A 15,509-nucleotide genomic window follows, 5' to 3' on the forward strand; every position below is an offset into this window, starting at 1 on the left:
TGGTATGCGCTGATCGTGCTAGCTTCTACGCACACTCTCGGGGGGAGACGATGGCAGATCTGACCGTAGATCCGGCAGCGCTGGTCACAGCCGCTATGGAGATCCAACAGTGCGCTTCGAACATCGGGGGGTTGCACCTCAGTGCAGGACTGGGGACCACCTACGCGACCCAGACGTTCGGCGGCCTCGCCGGCTCCTTCCGAGGCGCGACCGACGACATGAGCGATATCGCGAGCTCCGGTGATTCGCAGATCAAGACGTCGATGTCGAATGCTTCGAAGGCAATCTCTGCTTTTGCTGAGTTGGTGATCAACGCCCGCGACACCACCGTCGACACTGATCAATCCGGAGCAAACCGCATTTCGAGCGCGATCGCCTTCCCTTCGAGGACCGGCCCACTGACGGACCACCCAGTTCCGCTCGAAATTCTCCTGGGCGTCACGGAGAGGGGACCGCGGTAGCATGCCGCCGAGCTACAACGAGGTCACGGCATGGACGCCTGATCAACTCCGGTTCATCGCCAATGGACTCTTCGCTATGAAGGCTCGTCTCGACGCCGAGGCACCCAAGGCTGGAAACCCAGTCCTCAACCTGACGGGTGCGGAGTGGACGGGTAAGGCCAGAGGACCAGCCGATGACCGAGCGGAGGCCATCACACGCTGGCTCCGCGGCGTCGCGGACGAATACGGCGATCTCGCCGATGCGATGAACCGCGGCGCGTTTTCCATCGAAGGAGCAGTCACCGCCCTCGAGAACGGGACAACGTCATCAGAGTCCCAGGGTTATGTGCTGAATAGGGGAAGCCGCGAGTACGAGGTGACCTTCGAGAAAGCGAAGGCTCCGCCGGGCGCCGAGTACGACGCGAACGTCGCCTTTCAACATCAAACCGCCTTGCGCAATCTCGGTATCGCCGCGGACCAGGCGGTGAGCGACACGAGCGCAGCCGTCAACTCCGCTTTGGCTGCGCTGAGCGGAATAACACCGGCGTCGATCGCCACATCAAGCGGTTCGATGACACGGGTGACGAACCAAGTGGACGCGTTCCGCGAAGTCTACGGTCGAGTCCCGGTTGGTGAGAATGACTGGCGGATGGCCGCCGCGTTGGACCCGCATAGTTACAATCCGAAGAACAAAGGGGCCCCACCGGTTGTCAGCGTGATCAAGATCAATCCTGTACCCGGGCAGGGCGTCGTTGCCACGGGGCTGTTCATTCCCTCCGAGCGCGTAGTGTCAGGGCTAAACTTCTCCGAGTTCGAACTCAAGAGGAATCTCGGCGACGCCCGCGGGTTCGATCCGAACTTCGCTCCAGAAGACGCTCGCGTCTCATACTTCATCGATTACGAGAACGGCGTGATCGTGGCACGGCAAAACCCTTCGGTCGATGAGAATGGCAACGTCAAGACCGGAACACCTTCCGTCCATGCGAGCCAACTGCACGACGGTACCGTGGCAATCAAATATGACGCGTCCGATCCCCTGGCGCCACCTCATACAGAGGACATCGGTTGGAGTGTACGGGGCCAGACCATTGTCACGCCGGGCGCCGACGGTGCCAGCGTATCGGGTGAAAGAACGGACTTTCCCTCGATGGAGACGTACCAGTACATGCCTGACGGTCGTACTCGAATAATGTTCCAGGACGACGCTGGCGATCATACGGAATACGGGCCACTGCGCGACCTCCCCTCTCAGCATCATTATGGGCAATACACCTCAGATCTATCTCGATTCCCCAAGGACGCCGGGTCTGTCGTCTACGGCCCACCGCCCCACCCCATCGACGAGATGACCGAGTTCGGCGGTGCGGACGACCCTCCTAGGGTCAATCAGGCCAAATGACCATTCAAACGAGTTATTGACAGATACCGCAAAAAAATGAGGACGGCGTCCATGACCAACGAATCAAGCAGCAACGCACCACCCGGCGACCAGGCTGGTCAACGCGTCTTCGCTGCCCAAACGGCAACCGTCGTTGCCATCCTATGTTCGAGTTTCGGCATTCCGTTCCTATTCGCCGATAACCGAGTAGTAATAGCCTTGGTGCTGGCCACGACGACGTTGCTGATCGGATGCGCCCTTGCCCTACCTCGTCGCACCCGCTCGTGGGGAGGCGTGGTCGTTGCGGCCGCGGTGCCCGTCTACCTCATAACTGGTGTGATGTGACAAATCGCGACGACCGCCAATCGGCCAACCGATTCTTCGGACCGATCACGCCCTACATCTGCGTTGCCGCGATCACCCTCGCTTTGATTGCGGTGAATTACCTGTGGGTGATCGGAATATTGCTCAATATCGTGTTCGTATTCGTCGGCATTGCGCTCATGGCGAATCGGGGGGTGGCTCGTCAAGTCGGTACCGGGATTACTGTCGCGTACCTCACCTTCGTTGCCGCACTTGGCATCCTGATACTCTTCGACTACGTTAAGACTGGCGACGGCCCGTCCACGACATCGTCTTTGTCGGCTCCGCCCAACCCAGAAACGTCACATGGAAGTGACTGACGAAGTCGCCTCTGTGGGCGGAGAATCTTTCAAGCCAACCCAATTGAGCTACGCGGCACAGACACTCGTGTCGTTGCTTCTGCCAGTCGCGATCTTTCTCGCTGCGCTCAACTCCGACACGTCACGCGTTCTCCCCGTCCTCGTAACGATCTCGCTAGCCACCGCGTGTGTCGTCGCCATCGTCAAACGTCCCGCTGCGCGCAGCTGGGTTATCACGATCACGACGGCCACCGTGACCATGAGTGTGGCCGTCATTCCCTACGGGGGTTGGCTGTGAACCCGTGCGATGAGCCACCCGACAACCGATTCTTCGGACCCGCGACTCCGATGACAGTGATCTTTACGCTGGTAGCGGCACCGTGCACGTTTCTGTTCGTGTGGGTCGCCAACGTCTTCCTGTTTCTGTTTCTCTTTGTCCTCGGCGCGGCAATGCTCGTCACCGGCACATCCCGCCAGATCGGCACCGGCCTAGTGGCCGGCAGCCTGACTTACGTACTGGTTCTCGCGGGTTTGCTCGTGTACGCCAGCGCCTGAGGAAGCGACACCGCCGCCTCACAAACCCCCTCGGTTCGACACCTGCGCCCGCCGGGACGATGAGGATTCTGTCCATTGGTGGTGGATGCGCTCCGAATGGGTGAGACTGGCACCGGTACGCCCGACGAGAGGCTGGACACCATGACCGGTAGGTACCTGCTCCGCACCCTGGGCATCGCACTCGGATGCGCAACCGCGGCAATCCTCTCCCCCGCGATCGCGAACGCCGCACCGAACGACGTGACGATCACACCCTCGGTGTCGGGCAACTCGGTCACCGTGACCGTCACGAACCGGTCCACGGCGGTGATCGGGTGCAAGATGTTCGGGCTCCCGGCCGGGTCCGTGGCCGACAGCGACTCGCGACCACCCTTCGGATACGTCAACCCGGTCGACCCGCGCGCACTGATCGCGCCGGGCGGCACGCGCACCGTGGCGCTCGAGGTGTTCACCGACGAGGACCCGAGCGGGTCTACCGTCCTGCCCGACGGCGCCTACGACCTGTACTGGGGATGCACGACGGTGCCGGGGTTCGACGGCGTCGAACAGTGGGGCACGCTGGGCCCGACCGGAAAGCCGTCGACCGCACGAACAACGCGGCTGACACTTCCCGCCGAAGTCGGCACCCTGATCGCACCGACCCCCATGCCGCCGGGGCCGTGCCCCGACGCGAGTTGCCTCCCGCCCGACGTCGCCGACATCGTCGACGACCTGTGGGGCGAGTACACCTCGCCCTAGCCTGAGCGAAGCGGCGAGGCCGTTTCGAGATCCCTTACCCTGTCGCCCAGTGGCTTCGACTCGGCTCCTCGCTCCGCTCGGTGCCGGCTCAACCAGCGCGGGGTGGCCGACCGCGCGGGCACCAGCCTGCCGGCTCAACCAGCGGGGGTGGCCGACCGCGCGGGCACCTGCCTGCCGGCTCAACCAGCGCGGGGTGGCCGCTGGCGCGGGATCAAGACGACTGGCGGCCTCGACGCAACGGTCGTGCCACCGCGTTGGTTCCGAAGACGGGTCGATTGGTGACCGATTGCCCGGCTGGTCCCGCATGTGGTCGGACTCACGTGGCGCCGACGGCCGACTTCCGGTGCTCTGGGAGATAGGGAACCGCTCAATTCGGGCTTCCCCGACGGGACAGACCGCCGATGCCGCCGGGACGCACTCCCCCGTTCGAAAGCCGATCACGACCACAGCCCTATCGACAGGACTGGAGCCGACCGATGACCGTAGCCGAACGCACCGCACCCGAATCCGACTCCCGCAGACAGTCAACCCGAACGGAGCTGCTGGGCCCCTTCCACGACGGGCGGGAAATGATTCTCGCCGCCGTCCTCGCCGCGTTGGCCGGGGCCACCGGCGCGGCGGCGTGGCTGTACTCCTCCGGGTGGTACGTGACCTTCATGACGGGCAACAGCGAGCGACTGGTGCTCGAACACGTCAAGGGGGCCCACCAGCTCGGCTTCACCGCTCTGCTGACCGTGGTGGTGTTCGTTCTCGGCGTGTTCGTGGCCACCCTGGCCAGGATGTACGTTTGGCGCAAAGCCCGGCACGGGGCGACGATGCTGACCGCGGGCTCGACGATCGCCGCGTGGCTCATCGACATCAACCTCGAAAACGGCAACCGAGAATTCGGCGCCGGCCCGGTGCTCTGCCTGGCCTTCGGTCTCGGCGCACTCAACACCTCGATCAGCCGCAAGGGCGAGGTCGTCATGCCTCTGTCCTACGTGACCGGCACCCTGGTGAAAATTGGCCAGGGCGCCGGGTTGCACGTGTCCGGCGCCAAGCGATGGGGATGGGTCGCTCACCTGAGCACCTACGCGGGATTCCTCGCCGGTGCAGGATTCGGCGGCCTGCTGTTCAACGCCTTCGACGAACGGAACTCGCTACTGACCCTGGCCGTGGTCGCGGTGGTCGCCGCGGCGATCACCTGGCGTCTGGATCATCCCAAGTTCTTGCGTGCCGACGTCCGCTGACATGAGTGGCCGCGTCGTCGGCCGGTCGCGTCGACTGCTGGGCAGGCCGGTCAGCCGCCCAGCGTCTTGTTCATCCGGCCGACGGCCTCCTCGTACTCGCTGACGAGGTCGGCGATGAGGTCGGCGACGGGCGTGATCGCGTTGCAGCGTCCGACGATCTGACCGGCCGGCATCGCGACGACATCGGGATTGTCGGCCTGTGAGATCCGTGCGTGCGCCTCGGCGACGAGCAGGTTCTGCAGCGGCATCGGCAACGGTTCGGGCGCGGACTCGGCGTCCCAGGCATCGGTCCAGGCCGTCTTCAGCAGTCGCGCAGGCTTTCCCGAGTAGATGCGGCGGCGCACGGTGTCCCGCGACGTCGCCTTCAGCAGTGCCTGCTGGACAGTCGACGGCTTGTCGGAACCCTCCGGCACGCCGAGCTTGTACTCCGCCGCCGTCAGCCAGTACGTGCCCATCCACACGCCCTGCGCACCGAGCGCGATCGCCGCGGCGATCTGGCGGCCACTGCCCACGCCACCGGCCGCGAGGACCGGCGCGGTGTCACCGACCGCGTCGACGAGATCCGGCCACAGGATCATCGAGGTGACCTCACCGGTGTGCCCGCCGCCCTCGTAGCCCTGGGCGATGACGATGTCGACGCCCGCCTCGACGTGATGCAGCGCATGCTCTTTCGCGCCCGCGAGCGCGGCGACCAGGACGCCGTTGTCGTGCGCGGTCTGGATGACGTCGGCCGGCGGCGAGCCGAGTGCGTTGGCGATCAGCTTGATCTGTCCGTACTTACGACGATGCTCCATCGCGACGTCGACATGCGAGCGCGCGACCGAGTGCAACCAGCCGAGCACCCCGGCGTCGACCCGGTCTCCACCCGGGAGCGGGGGCACACCCAGATCGTCGAGCGTGCGTTCGACGAACGCGCGGTGCTCCGGCGGGATCATCGAGTCGAGGTCCATCTTCGAGCCCTCGGTCGGGATCTTGGCGGGCATCACCACATCGACGCCGAACGGTTTGCCGTCGGTGTTCTCGTGCATCCACTCCAGGACTTCGTCGAGCTCCTCGGCCTCGTTGAAGCGGACACAACCCAGGACACCGAGGCCACCGGCCCGACTGATCGCCGCCGCCACGTCCTGGCTGGGGGTGAATCCGAAGATCGGATACTCGATGCCGAACTTCTCGACCAGTTCAGTACGCATGTTTCAGCTCCCTTTCGGCGCTCTACTGCGCCTCGTCGGCGGGACGTTCGGTGGTGACCGACGCTCCCCATCGATAGTCGGGTTTGCCTGCGGGAGAACGCTTGATCTCGTCCACGAACCACACGCTGCGCGGACACTTGTAGCCCGCCAACTCTTTTCGGACAACGTCGTTGAGACTCGTGAGCGACGGGCGCGCACCGTCCCGAGTCGCGATGACTGCCGCGACGCGCTGACCCCACCGGTCATCGGCCACACCCACCACGACGGTGTCGAACACGTCCGGGTGGGCCTTGAGCGCCCCCTCCACCTCCTCGGGGAAGACCTTCTCGCCGCCGGTGTTGATCGACACCGACCCACGGCCGAGCATGGTGATCGTGCCATCGGCCTCGAGGACGGCGTTGTCGCCGGGCAGCGAGTAGCGCACGCCGTCGAAGACCTTGAACGTCTTCGCCGACTTCTCCGGGTCGTTGTGGTAGCGCAGCGGTACGTGGCCGGATCGCGCCAGCACACCGACCTCGCCGCTGCCCGGCTCGACCGGCGTACCGTCCTCCCGCAAGACGTGGGTCTCCTTGTCCGCCTTCACCCGCGGACCGCCGGTGTGCGGCGTGTCCTTCGCGACGACGCCCATCCCGCCGAAGCCGGTCTCCGACGATCCGATCGCGTCGATGATGACCGAATTCGGGAACCGGTCGAGGAACTGTTCCTTGACGCTCGGTGAGAACAGGCAGGCCGACGACGCGATCGACAGCACGCTCGACAGGTCACGGTCCCCACCGCTCTCCAGCGCCTCGATCATGGGGCGCCCCATCGCATCTCCGGTGATGAACACGACGTTGACCTTGTGTCGTTCGACGATGTCCCACGCCGACGATCCGCTGAACTCGGGGTACACCACCGCTTTTCCGCCGGCGAAGAGGGACTGGAAGATCGCCCACTGCGAGCCGCCGTGAATGAACGGCGGAATCGGGTACCGGACGAGCTGTCCGCCCTCGGCACCGGTCTTGGCAAGATGCCACTCGTCGGGTACGGGTTCGCTGGTGTACCAGTCGATTCCACCACCGAGGACGCGCCACACGTCTTCCTGCCGCCACACCACGCCCTTCGGCTTCCCGGTGGTACCGCCGGTGTAGAGCATGTACAGGTCGTCGTCGCTGCGTTCCTCGAAGTCGCGTTCGGTCGACGACGCCGCGATCGCCTCCTCGAAACGGATCGCATCGCTGTGGCCCGCGCAGCACAGGTCCTCGTCCGACCCGTCCTCGATGACGACGCGGTACTCGAGATCGGGCGCTTTCGGCAACGTGTTGCACACGCGACCGGCGAAGCTCCGCTCGTGGATCAGCACCTTCATCCCGGAGTCGGTGAAGATGTGTTCCAACTCGGCTTCGACGTAGCGGTAGTTGACGTTGACCATCACCGCGCGAGCCTTGAAGATGGCGACCATCGCCTCGACCGACTCGATGGTGTTCCTGCTGTACAGACCCACTCGGTCGCCCGGTTGTACGCCCAGTTCCCGGAGTTTGTGGGCGAGGGCGTTGGCACGCGCCTCCAGGTCGGCGTAGGAGCGCAAGCGGTCGCCCGACTCGAGCGCGACGCGCTCGGGAACAAGGTCGACGGCATGCTCGATGAGGTCGGCGATTGTGTAGGCCATGGTTCAAAATTAGAACGTGTTATCGTTCTGGGCAAGCGGCAATACGCGCCCGCCACCATCACCTGATCACCACCCGAGCACAGCGACACCGGAGTGCAGCGATGACCACAGCAACCCCCGCCGAGTCCGTCACCGAAAAGGCACCCGAGTGCCTCGTCGAGAAGCGCGGGCACATCCTGATCGTGACGATGAACCGACCGGAGGCGCGCAATGCGCTGTCGACGGAGATGATGCGGATCATGACCGAGGCGTGGGACCAGGTCGATGCCGATCCCGACATCCGGGTGGCCATCCTCACCGGCGCCGGCGGGTACTTCTGCGCGGGCGCCGACCTGAAGAGCATGAACAAGAACGCTCCCGGCGACACCGTCGACTCCGGTGCGTGGAATCCGGCCTCGTTGCCGGCCCTGCTGAAGGGACGCCGTCTCACCAAGCCGCTCATCGCCGCAGTGGAGGGACCCGCCATCGCCGGCGGTACCGAGATCCTGCAGGGCACCGACATCCGGGTCGCCGGCGAGAGCGCGAAGTTCGGTGTCTCCGAGGCCCGTTGGGGCCTGTACCCGATGGGTGGCAGCGCGGTTCGCCTCGTCCGGCAGATCCCGTACACCGTGGCGTGCGACATCCTGCTGACCGGCCGCCACATCACCGCGCGCGAGGCGCTCGAATACGGACTGATCGGCCATGTCGTCGACGACGGGACCGCTCTCGACAAGGCACTCGAACTCGCCGGGAAAATCGCGGCCAACGGTCCGCTCGCGGTGCAGGGCATCCTCAAGACCATCCGCGACACCGAGGGCCTACACGAACTCGACGCCTTCGAGATCGATGCGAAGATCGGCATCTCGGTCTTCAAGTCGAAGGATGCGAAGGTCGGACCCCGCGCGTTCGCGGAGAAGCGCACGCCGGAGTTCACCGGGAAGTAGCGGCACCGGGCGGTCGCGCCGCGCAGCGACTTCCGCGACGCCCCCGGTCAGCGGACGGCGTCCGACGTATCCTCCGACGACCTACGTGGGCGCAGCACGATCTCGTCGAGACGCCGACGATGATGCTCTTCGATGGTCATGCCCGCCTGGATCTCGTCGACGAGGGCTGCGGCGACGTCGCGGATCTTCACGTTCTCCTGCTGTGAGCGCCACCGGAGCACGTCGAACGCCCGGTCGGCGTTGACTCCGTAGACCAGCATGAGCATGCCCTTGGCCTGCTCGATCACGCCGCTGCTGTCGCGGAAGGCTCGTACCTGGTCGTCGACCCGCCGTTGCCACACGGCCATCTCGGCGTCGGTCAGGTCGAGGTAGAAGCCCTCGGTGCCGATGGCGCGCCGCGTGGCGTCGGTGATGGAATGCGCGATGACCGCGACCGGTCGGACCCGCCCGGACGTGTCGACGATGCGGTGCCGACTCGAGAACGGCGCGTGATTGGTGAGCATCTCGGCCAGCACGGCGTCGAAGTGGGCTCGATCGTCGGGGTGCTTGTGGCGGCGCATGAGTTCGGTGGTCGGTTCGACCTCCCCCGGCGCATAACCGTGCAGGGCGGCGACCTCATCGGACCATTCCCACTTCTCGCCCTCGTAGAAGAAGCGGAAGTCGCCGATACGTTGCATGCCCGACGGCATCCGGCCGGACCGGTCGGTCTGCCGACCCGCCGGGAGGCCATCCCGTCCGTGGTCGGCGTCTCCGCAACGGGGCCGTGATCACTTGGCTGCACGCGAGAAATTCTATGTTCGATCGGCATGCACGGCCGCAGGTTCTGCAGTTAGGAAGTCGTCGACGACTGTCGCACGCGGCGGATCACCGATACCGTGTCCCGTCGGGCACACGCCGACACCGGGTGCGTCGTCACACCAACGTCGCGAGTTCCCGGATCGTCTCGGTGTCGCGGGCGGTGACCATGAGCATGGTGACGCCGGCCGCCTCCCACTCCTTGATCTGCGCACGCACCTCGTCGGCCGTGCCGACGAGCATGGTCTCGCGGACCATCTCGTCGGGCACCGCGGCCATGGCCTCGGCCTTCTTGCCGCCGAGGAACAGGCTCACGATCTCGTCGACCGCGTCGGCGTAGCCTATCCGCTTGTACAGCTCGGCATGGAAGTTCATCTCCTTGGCGCCCATTCCGCCGACATACAGAGCGGTCGACGGCCGGTACCGGTCGATGGCCGCGGGCACGTCGTCGGTGATCACCACCTGTACCGTCGCGGCCACCTCGAAGTCGTCCCGGGAACGCCGTGCCCCCGGCCGGGCGAACCCCTCGTCGAGCCACGAGTTGTACTGGTCGGCGAGGCCCAGGCTGAAGAAGATGGCGAGCCAACCGTCGGCGATCTCGGCGGTCTGCGCGACGTTCTTCGGCCCTTCCGCGCCGAGCCAGATCGGCACGTCGGCGCGCAGCGGATGCGTGATCGGCTTGAGCGGTTTGCCGAGCCCGGTCGCCCCGGGCGCGTCGGCCGGATACGGCAGCGGATAGTGCGGACCCGAGCTGGTCACCTTGCCCTCCCGGGCGAGCACGTCCCGGACGACACGGACGTACTCGCGCGTGCGCGCCAACGGTTTTGCGAACGGTTCGCCGTACCAGCCCTCCACCACCTGCGGGCCCGACACCCCGAGCCCGACGATGTGCCGGCCGCCGGAGAGATGGTCGAGGGTCAGCGCGTGCATGGCGAGGGAGGTCGGCGGCCGCGCCGACAGTTGGGCCACCGCCGTGCCCAGACGGATGCGCGAGGTCGCCGCGCCCCACCAGGCGAGCGGCGTGTACGCGTCGGAGCCCCACGACTCGGCGGTGAAGACCGCGTCGAACCCGCATTCCTCCGCGGTGGCGATCAACTCCGGCGCTTCGCGAATCGGATCGGCACCCCAGTACCCCAGTTGCAGACCGAGCTTCACAACCACTCCCCTTCTCGCCGGGCCGCGCTTCCCACGGCCTGACATGCATCTTGTGCCCAATACTAGAACGTGTTCTACTCGAGATGTGAGCATGAGCGTAACGTCTCCGGCCGCCCCGAATCCCGTCGCCGAGGTGCCCGAGCCGAAGTCCCCCATCCTGACCGCTCCCCTGACCAACTCCTTCGACTACACACGGTCGCTGGGCCCGGTCCTGAGCCAGTTCGCGCTCGCGTTGCGCGATGGCCGGATCATCGGGTCCAAGGGCAGCGACGGCAAGGTGTCGGTTCCCCCGGTCGAGTTCGACCCCGTCACCGGCACCCAGTCCGCCGAGTTCGTCGAGGTGTCGACCGTCGGCACGGTGACCACGTGGACGTGGAACCCCGAGCCGGTGCCGGGCCAACCGTTGGACACGCCGTTCGCGTGGGCGCTGATCCGTCTCGACGGCGCGGACACCACACTGCTGCACGCGGTTTCGACCGACTCGCCCGACGACCTGTCGACCGGCCTGCGGGTCCACGCCGTCTTCGGCGCCGCGCGCATCGGCCGGATCGACGACATCGCGTACTTCGCCCCCGGCGAGAAACCCGCCACCGCTCCGGCCAACACCGCCGACGCCCCCCAGGGCGCGGAGGCGGGGCTGCTCGTCATCCCCACCCCGGTCAGCACCGCGATCACGCACTCGGCCAACGAGGAAGAGTCCGTGTACCTCGAAGGACTGAAGGCGGGCAAGCTGATCGGCACCCGCATCGGTTCGGGAGTCGATGCCGGGCGCGTGTACTTCCCGCCCCGCGGAGTCAGCCCCGCCGACGGTTCACCCGCATCCGAGCGCGTCGAGTTGGCCCACACCGGCATCGTCACCACGTTCTGCATCGTCAACGTGCCCTTCCAGGGACAGCGGATCAAGCCGCCCTACGTGGCGGCCTACGTGCTCCTCGACGGGGCGAACATCCCGTTCCTGCACCTGATCCTGGACTGCGAGGCCTCTGAGGTCCGGATGGGCATGCGCGTCAAGGCCGTCTGGCTCCCCGAGGACGAATGGGAGTACTCGATCGGCAACATCAGCCACTTCGCGCCCACCGGAGAGCCCGACGCCGAGTACGAGACCTATAAGGACCACCTCTGATGACACTGCCACCGATCGCGATCATCGGCTTCGCGCACAGCCCGAACATCGCCGGCTCCCACGGCACCACCAACGGCGTCGAGATGCTGATCCCCTGCTTCGACAAGCTCTACGCCGAACTCGGCATCGCCCGCACCGACATCGAGTTCTGGTGCAGCGGTTCCTCCGATTACCTTGCCGGACGGGCATTCTCGTTCATCTCCGCGATCGACTCGATCGGTGCGATGCCGCCGATCAACGAGTCCCACGTCGAGATGGACGGCGCCTGGGCGCTGTACGAGGCGTGGGTGAAGATCGCGACGGGCGAGGTCGATCTCGCCCTCGCCTACGGATTCGGCAAGGCCACCGCGGGCAACGCCGACCAGACGCTCACCCTGCAGACCGATCCGTACACCGTCGCCCCGCTGCATCCGGATGCCCGGTCGCTCGGCGCCCTGCAGGCTCGCGCCGGCCTCGACGCGGGCGTGTGGACCGAGGCCGACATGGCCGCGGTCGGTGCGCGGACCTTCGGCGGTTCCGTCGACGAGCTGCTCGGTCGTGAGTACGTCGCGAACCCGCTGCGACAGCACGACATCGCGCCGTACACCGATGCCGCCGCAGCGGTCGTCATCGCCAGCGAGCGCAAGGCCCGCGAGCTGGTGGCCAACCCTGCCTTCGTCACCGGCTGGGATCACCGCATCGACACACCCAACTTCGGGGCACGCGATCTCACCGTCTCACCGTCGACGAAGCTGGCCGGTGACACCGCCTTCGGCGACCGCAGCCGCGCAGTCGACGTCGCCGAGATCAACGCGTCGTACACGCACCAGGAGATCATCGTCCGCAACGCGCTCGGACTCCCCGACTCGGTGCGCATCAATCCGTCCGGCGGTTCGCTGGCCGGCAACTCGCTGTTCTCCGCGGGTCTCCAGCGGATCGGGTACGCGGCCAACGAGATCCTCGGCGGCAACGCCGGCACCGCGGTCGCCCACGCCTCGAGCGGCCCGCTGCTGCAACAGAACATGGTGGTCACCCTGAGTGCCCAGAACAACGAGGGGGCCTGAGAACTGATGGGACACAACAATCGTGCCGCGGTGCTGGGCACCGGGCAGACACGGTACGTCGCGAAGCGGTCCGACGTCACGATGGCGGGCATGGTCCGCGAGGCCATCGACGCCGCGCTGATCGACTCCAAGGTCTCGCTCGACGACATCGACGCGATCGTCATCGGCAAGGCCCCGGACCTCTTCGAGGGGTCGATGATGCCGGAGCTCGCGATGGCCGAGGCCATCGGCGCGGTCGGCAAACGCCTCATCCGCGTACACACCGCGGGTTCGGTCGGCGGTTCGACGGCCAATGTGGCCGCGTCGCTGGTCTTCGCGGGCGTGCACAAGCGGGTCCTGGCCGTCGCCTGGGAGAAGCAGTCCGAGTCCAACGCGATGTGGGCCCTGTCGATCCCGGTGCCGTTCACCAAGCCGGTGGGCGCCGGCGCGGGTGGCTTCTTCGCCCCGCACGTGCGCGCCTACATCCGGCAGTCCGGCGCGCCCGAGCACATCGGGGCGATGGTCGCCGCCAAGGATCGCCGTAACGGCGCGCTGAATCCGCTTGCGCACCTGCACCAACCGGATCAGACGGTCGAGAAGGTCATGAGCTCGCAGATGCTCTGGGACCCGATCCGTTACGACGAGACCTGCCCGTCGTCGGACGGGGCCTGCGCGGTCGTCATCGGCAGCGAGGATGTCGCCGATGCCGCGATCGCCGCAGGCGATCCGGTGGCGTGGATCCATGCCACCGCGATGCGCACCGAGCCGCTGTCCTACGCGCACCGCAACGTCGTCAGCCCGCAGGCCGGTCGCGATGCCGCGGCCGCATTGTGGAAGGCCGGCGGCATCAGCAACCCGCTGGAGGAGATCGACGCCGCCGAGATCTACGTGCCCTTCTCCTGGTTCGAGCCGATGTGGCTGGAGAACCTGGGATTCGTGGCCGAGGGCGAGGGGTGGAAGCTCACCGAATCCGGCGACACCGAGATCGGCGGGCGCATCCCGCTCAACGCGTCCGGCGGTGTGTTGTCGTCGAACCCGATCGGGGCGTCGGGCATGATCCGGTTCGCCGAGGCCGCCATCCAGGTCATGGGCAAAGCCGGAGACCACCAGGTCCCGGACGCCCGGAAGGCACTGGGCCACGCCTATGGCGGTGGCTCGCAGTACTTCTCGATGTGGCTCGTCGGCGCCGACAAGCCCCTGCACTGAGCGGGACTTCGTGGCGTTCATGCGCGCCATATGTGCGCATGAATGCTACGAAGTGCGTTCGGGGACAGCGCAGGCGAGGCCGTCGGCCATTCCCGTGGGTCGCACACCCAGCGACTGGTTGAGACGCGCCCGCTGATTCTCCCAGGCCACGGTCATCGCGAGTTCGACGATCTGGGTCTCCGACAGGTGTTCGGCCAACCGGCGGCGCAGGTCCGCGAGATCGTCGCCGACGGCCGGCGTACGGGTCATCGCCTCGGCGTAGCCGATGACGAGTTTCTCCAGATCGGTGTAGGCCGTCGACTCCTGGTAGTGCGGAAGATCGCGAAGTTGCTGCTCGGTGATCCCGGCGCCCGACGCCAGCGCGGAGCCGATGTCGAGGCAGAACTCGCAACTGACCATCCCGGCGGCCTTGAGTTCGGCCAGTTCTTTGAGTTTCGGGTCCATCCGGTTGGACAGCAGCATCGCGCTCTCCATCCCGGCGATCCCGCCCGCCACCAGCGGCCGACGAGCGAGGTGGCCGACGAGTTCGGTGCGATGACGCCGGGCCCGCCGCATCGCGCGTACATAATTCCGGATTCGATGCAGTGCTCTCATACCCGTCCTTCCCGATCCGGCCGAAAACTGTAACGCCGCCCCAGCGCATATGTGACCAGCAGCACCAGGGCAGCCACACCGACCGCACCGTGGGCGACCGCACCCCAGGCGAAGACGCCGATCTCGTGGAGACCGCGTCCGCCCATCACCAGTCCGAGCGGCACGCCCGCGATGACGGCGACGGGTAGCCACTGGCGACGCGTCGAGGCGACCGCGATCGCCGCGCCGACGGCGATGAACGCCAATCCGCCGTCGACCATCGCGTGCTGGTTGAACGGCTCGCCGAGCGACGCCGAGATCCACTCGCCGGCAATCATGTTCCCGACGCCATGGATGATCAGGATCGCGCCGAGCGCGGCCGCGGCCACCTGCGCCGCCGACCACCGTCTTCTCCGACGACCGGCAGGCGCAGGATGCAGTATCCGGTCGACCGAAACGTAGGTCGACGCGGGCGGGTCGGGCCGCAAGCCACCGGCGAGCAACTCGAGTTCCGGGTCCGGAGCATTCGGGACGTCGCGCCCGTCGAGAACTGCCGATATCGCGTCATCGAGTCGTTCGGCCGCAGCGATGTCCACGGGGTCGAACTGTTCACTCGGATCGTGAGGCGTCACCTCGGCATCACCTCCCTCAACTTCGCCACCCCGCGATAGACGAGCATCCGCGCGGCCGTCGCCGAGATCCCCATCGCCGCGCCGATCTCGTCGGAGGTGAGTTCGGTGGCGAATCGCAGGGTCACGGCTTCCCGCTCGCGCGCCGTCAGAACCCACAACCGGCTGCGCACGTCGTCGGCCGCGGCGGCCCGCAGCATCGCGGTCTCGGGATCGCCGTCGTAAACGGACACCCCGGCGTGG

The 15,509-nt window shown here is 66.5% G+C and carries 19 protein-coding genes; 12 read left to right on the forward strand and 7 right to left on the reverse strand.

All coding sequences use genetic code 11. From position 1 onward, the window contains the following. The first annotated feature begins 50 nt into the window (after positions 1–50). The 8 genes from M4D77_RS05030 (at position 51) to M4D77_RS05065 (ending at position 5,002) form a co-directional block, all read left to right on the forward strand. Positions 51–461 (forward strand): hypothetical protein, encoded by a 411-nt coding sequence (locus M4D77_RS05030; protein WP_058253553.1) that lies wholly within the window; start codon positions 51–53, stop codon positions 459–461. A 1-nt stretch (position 462) separates the two neighbouring features. Continuing rightward, the gene (locus M4D77_RS05035) at positions 463–1,839 is read left to right on the forward strand and encodes a hypothetical protein (protein ID WP_247450087.1); all 1,377 of its coding nucleotides are present in this window, start codon (positions 463–465) and stop codon (positions 1,837–1,839) included. Between the two features lie 51 nt (positions 1,840–1,890). Further along, a complete protein-coding gene (locus M4D77_RS05040; RefSeq protein WP_139114248.1) occupies positions 1,891–2,163 on the forward strand; it encodes a hypothetical protein in 273 nt (90 codons plus the stop codon). Beyond that, positions 2,160–2,501, forward strand: coding sequence for a hypothetical protein (locus M4D77_RS05045; RefSeq protein WP_068972596.1), 342 nt, complete (start codon positions 2,160–2,162; stop codon positions 2,499–2,501). Before M4D77_RS05040 ends, M4D77_RS05045 begins: the two co-directional genes overlap by 4 nt. Next, a complete protein-coding gene (locus tag M4D77_RS05050; RefSeq protein ID WP_058253555.1) occupies positions 2,488–2,778 on the forward strand; it encodes a hypothetical protein in 291 nt (96 codons plus the stop codon). The genes M4D77_RS05045 and M4D77_RS05050 overlap by 14 nt, the downstream gene beginning before the upstream one ends. 50 nt (positions 2,779–2,828) lie before the next feature. After that, a complete protein-coding gene (locus M4D77_RS05055; protein WP_058253556.1) occupies positions 2,829–3,035 on the forward strand; it encodes a hypothetical protein in 207 nt (68 codons plus the stop codon). A 141-nt stretch (positions 3,036–3,176) separates the two neighbouring features. Beyond that, entirely contained in the window at positions 3,177–3,773 is a 597-nt protein-coding gene (locus tag M4D77_RS05060; RefSeq protein ID WP_259935673.1) for a hypothetical protein, read from the forward strand. 476 nt (positions 3,774–4,249) lie between these two features. Then, on the forward strand, positions 4,250–5,002 hold the full coding sequence (locus M4D77_RS05065; protein WP_065629755.1) for a DUF1275 family protein: 753 nt from the start codon (positions 4,250–4,252) through the stop codon (positions 5,000–5,002). A gap of 50 nt (positions 5,003–5,052) precedes the next feature. Here the strand turns inward: M4D77_RS05065 and M4D77_RS05070 are convergent, their stop codons facing one another. Further along, entirely contained in the window at positions 5,053–6,192 is a 1,140-nt protein-coding gene (locus tag M4D77_RS05070) for a nitronate monooxygenase family protein (protein WP_058253558.1), read from the reverse strand. Between the two features lie 22 nt (positions 6,193–6,214). Further along, on the reverse strand, positions 6,215–7,840 hold the full coding sequence (locus tag M4D77_RS05075; protein WP_065629757.1) for an acyl-CoA synthetase: 1,626 nt from the start codon (positions 7,838–7,840) through the stop codon (positions 6,215–6,217). Between the two features lie 101 nt (positions 7,841–7,941). On the opposite strand from M4D77_RS05075, the gene M4D77_RS05080 reads away from it, so the two are divergent. After that, positions 7,942–8,763 (forward strand): crotonase/enoyl-CoA hydratase family protein, encoded by an 822-nt coding sequence (locus M4D77_RS05080; RefSeq protein ID WP_065629758.1) that lies wholly within the window; start codon positions 7,942–7,944, stop codon positions 8,761–8,763. A 47-nt stretch (positions 8,764–8,810) separates the two neighbouring features. On the opposite strand, the gene M4D77_RS05085 is transcribed toward M4D77_RS05080, so the two are convergent. Both M4D77_RS05085 and M4D77_RS05090 read right to left on the reverse strand, forming a co-directional pair. Next, positions 8,811–9,440 carry a PAS and ANTAR domain-containing protein gene (locus tag M4D77_RS05085; protein WP_226513967.1) on the reverse strand — a complete coding sequence of 210 codons (630 nt, stop codon included), beginning with the start codon at positions 9,438–9,440 and terminating at the stop codon, positions 8,811–8,813. Between the two features lie 235 nt (positions 9,441–9,675). After that, positions 9,676–10,713 carry an LLM class F420-dependent oxidoreductase gene (locus tag M4D77_RS05090; protein ID WP_068972592.1) on the reverse strand — a complete coding sequence of 346 codons (1,038 nt, stop codon included), beginning with the start codon at positions 10,711–10,713 and terminating at the stop codon, positions 9,676–9,678. Between the two features lie 91 nt (positions 10,714–10,804). Here M4D77_RS05090 and M4D77_RS05095 point away from each other — a divergent pair, with 91 nt between their 5' ends. Genes M4D77_RS05095 through M4D77_RS05105 form a run of 3 tightly spaced genes read left to right on the forward strand, consistent with a single transcriptional unit; the run spans position 10,805 to position 14,064 of the window. After that, complete coding sequence (locus M4D77_RS05095) at positions 10,805–11,836, forward strand: OB-fold nucleic acid binding domain-containing protein (RefSeq protein WP_058253577.1); 1,032 nt, start codon at positions 10,805–10,807, stop codon at positions 11,834–11,836. Then, positions 11,836–12,879 carry a thiolase domain-containing protein gene (locus M4D77_RS05100; RefSeq protein ID WP_058253562.1) on the forward strand — a complete coding sequence of 348 codons (1,044 nt, stop codon included), beginning with the start codon at positions 11,836–11,838 and terminating at the stop codon, positions 12,877–12,879. The genes M4D77_RS05095 and M4D77_RS05100 overlap by 1 nt, the downstream gene beginning before the upstream one ends. A 6-nt stretch (positions 12,880–12,885) precedes the next feature. Beyond that, entirely contained in the window at positions 12,886–14,064 is a 1,179-nt protein-coding gene (locus tag M4D77_RS05105; RefSeq protein WP_058253563.1) for a thiolase domain-containing protein, read from the forward strand. Between the two features lie 45 nt (positions 14,065–14,109). On the opposite strand, the gene M4D77_RS05110 is transcribed toward M4D77_RS05105, so the two are convergent. From M4D77_RS05110 to M4D77_RS05120, 3 genes are all read right to left on the reverse strand, one after another. Continuing rightward, positions 14,110–14,658, reverse strand: coding sequence for a carboxymuconolactone decarboxylase family protein (locus tag M4D77_RS05110; RefSeq protein WP_259935674.1), 549 nt, complete (start codon positions 14,656–14,658; stop codon positions 14,110–14,112). Next, the gene (locus tag M4D77_RS05115; protein ID WP_058253565.1) at positions 14,655–15,269 is read right to left on the reverse strand and encodes a hypothetical protein; all 615 of its coding nucleotides are present in this window, start codon (positions 15,267–15,269) and stop codon (positions 14,655–14,657) included. The genes M4D77_RS05110 and M4D77_RS05115 overlap by 4 nt, the downstream gene beginning before the upstream one ends. Continuing rightward, positions 15,266–15,509, reverse strand: a 244-nt coding sequence (locus tag M4D77_RS05120) for a sigma factor-like helix-turn-helix DNA-binding protein (RefSeq protein WP_311199299.1), incomplete at its 5' end; no start/stop codon positions are given. The genes M4D77_RS05115 and M4D77_RS05120, both read right to left, overlap by 4 nt.

This window comes from Gordonia sp. p3-SID1431 (assembly GCF_025143765.1).
Lineage (GTDB): Bacteria > Actinomycetota > Actinomycetes > Mycobacteriales > Mycobacteriaceae > Gordonia > Gordonia hongkongensis.

What these genes read in the sequence shown, in the direction of transcription:
- M4D77_RS05075 (WP_065629757.1), bottom strand. Translation starts at nt 7,840, where the DNA reads ATGGCCTACACAATCGCCGACCTCATCGAGCATGCCGTCGACCTTGTT.
- M4D77_RS05050 (WP_058253555.1), top strand. Translation starts at nt 2,488, where the DNA reads ATGGAAGTGACTGACGAAGTCGCCTCTGTGGGCGGAGAATCTTTCAAG.
- M4D77_RS05065 (WP_065629755.1), top strand. Translation starts at nt 4,250, where the DNA reads ATGACCGTAGCCGAACGCACCGCACCCGAATCCGACTCCCGCAGACAG.
- M4D77_RS05035 (WP_247450087.1), top strand. Translation starts at nt 463, where the DNA reads ATGCCGCCGAGCTACAACGAGGTCACGGCATGGACGCCTGATCAACTC.
- M4D77_RS05070 (WP_058253558.1), bottom strand. Translation starts at nt 6,192, where the DNA reads ATGCGTACTGAACTGGTCGAGAAGTTCGGCATCGAGTATCCGATCTTC.
- M4D77_RS05055 (WP_058253556.1), top strand. Translation starts at nt 2,829, where the DNA reads ATGACAGTGATCTTTACGCTGGTAGCGGCACCGTGCACGTTTCTGTTC.
- M4D77_RS05095 (WP_058253577.1), top strand. Translation starts at nt 10,805, where the DNA reads ATGAGCGTAACGTCTCCGGCCGCCCCGAATCCCGTCGCCGAGGTGCCC.
- M4D77_RS05100 (WP_058253562.1), top strand. Translation starts at nt 11,836, where the DNA reads ATGACACTGCCACCGATCGCGATCATCGGCTTCGCGCACAGCCCGAAC.
- M4D77_RS05040 (WP_139114248.1), top strand. Translation starts at nt 1,891, where the DNA reads ATGACCAACGAATCAAGCAGCAACGCACCACCCGGCGACCAGGCTGGT.
- M4D77_RS05085 (WP_226513967.1), bottom strand. Translation starts at nt 9,440, where the DNA reads ATGCAACGTATCGGCGACTTCCGCTTCTTCTACGAGGGCGAGAAGTGG.
- M4D77_RS05110 (WP_259935674.1), bottom strand. Translation starts at nt 14,658, where the DNA reads ATGAGAGCACTGCATCGAATCCGGAATTATGTACGCGCGATGCGGCGG.
- M4D77_RS05030 (WP_058253553.1), top strand. Translation starts at nt 51, where the DNA reads ATGGCAGATCTGACCGTAGATCCGGCAGCGCTGGTCACAGCCGCTATG.
- M4D77_RS05080 (WP_065629758.1), top strand. Translation starts at nt 7,942, where the DNA reads ATGACCACAGCAACCCCCGCCGAGTCCGTCACCGAAAAGGCACCCGAG.
- M4D77_RS05105 (WP_058253563.1), top strand. Translation starts at nt 12,886, where the DNA reads ATGGGACACAACAATCGTGCCGCGGTGCTGGGCACCGGGCAGACACGG.
- M4D77_RS05060 (WP_259935673.1), top strand. Translation starts at nt 3,177, where the DNA reads ATGACCGGTAGGTACCTGCTCCGCACCCTGGGCATCGCACTCGGATGC.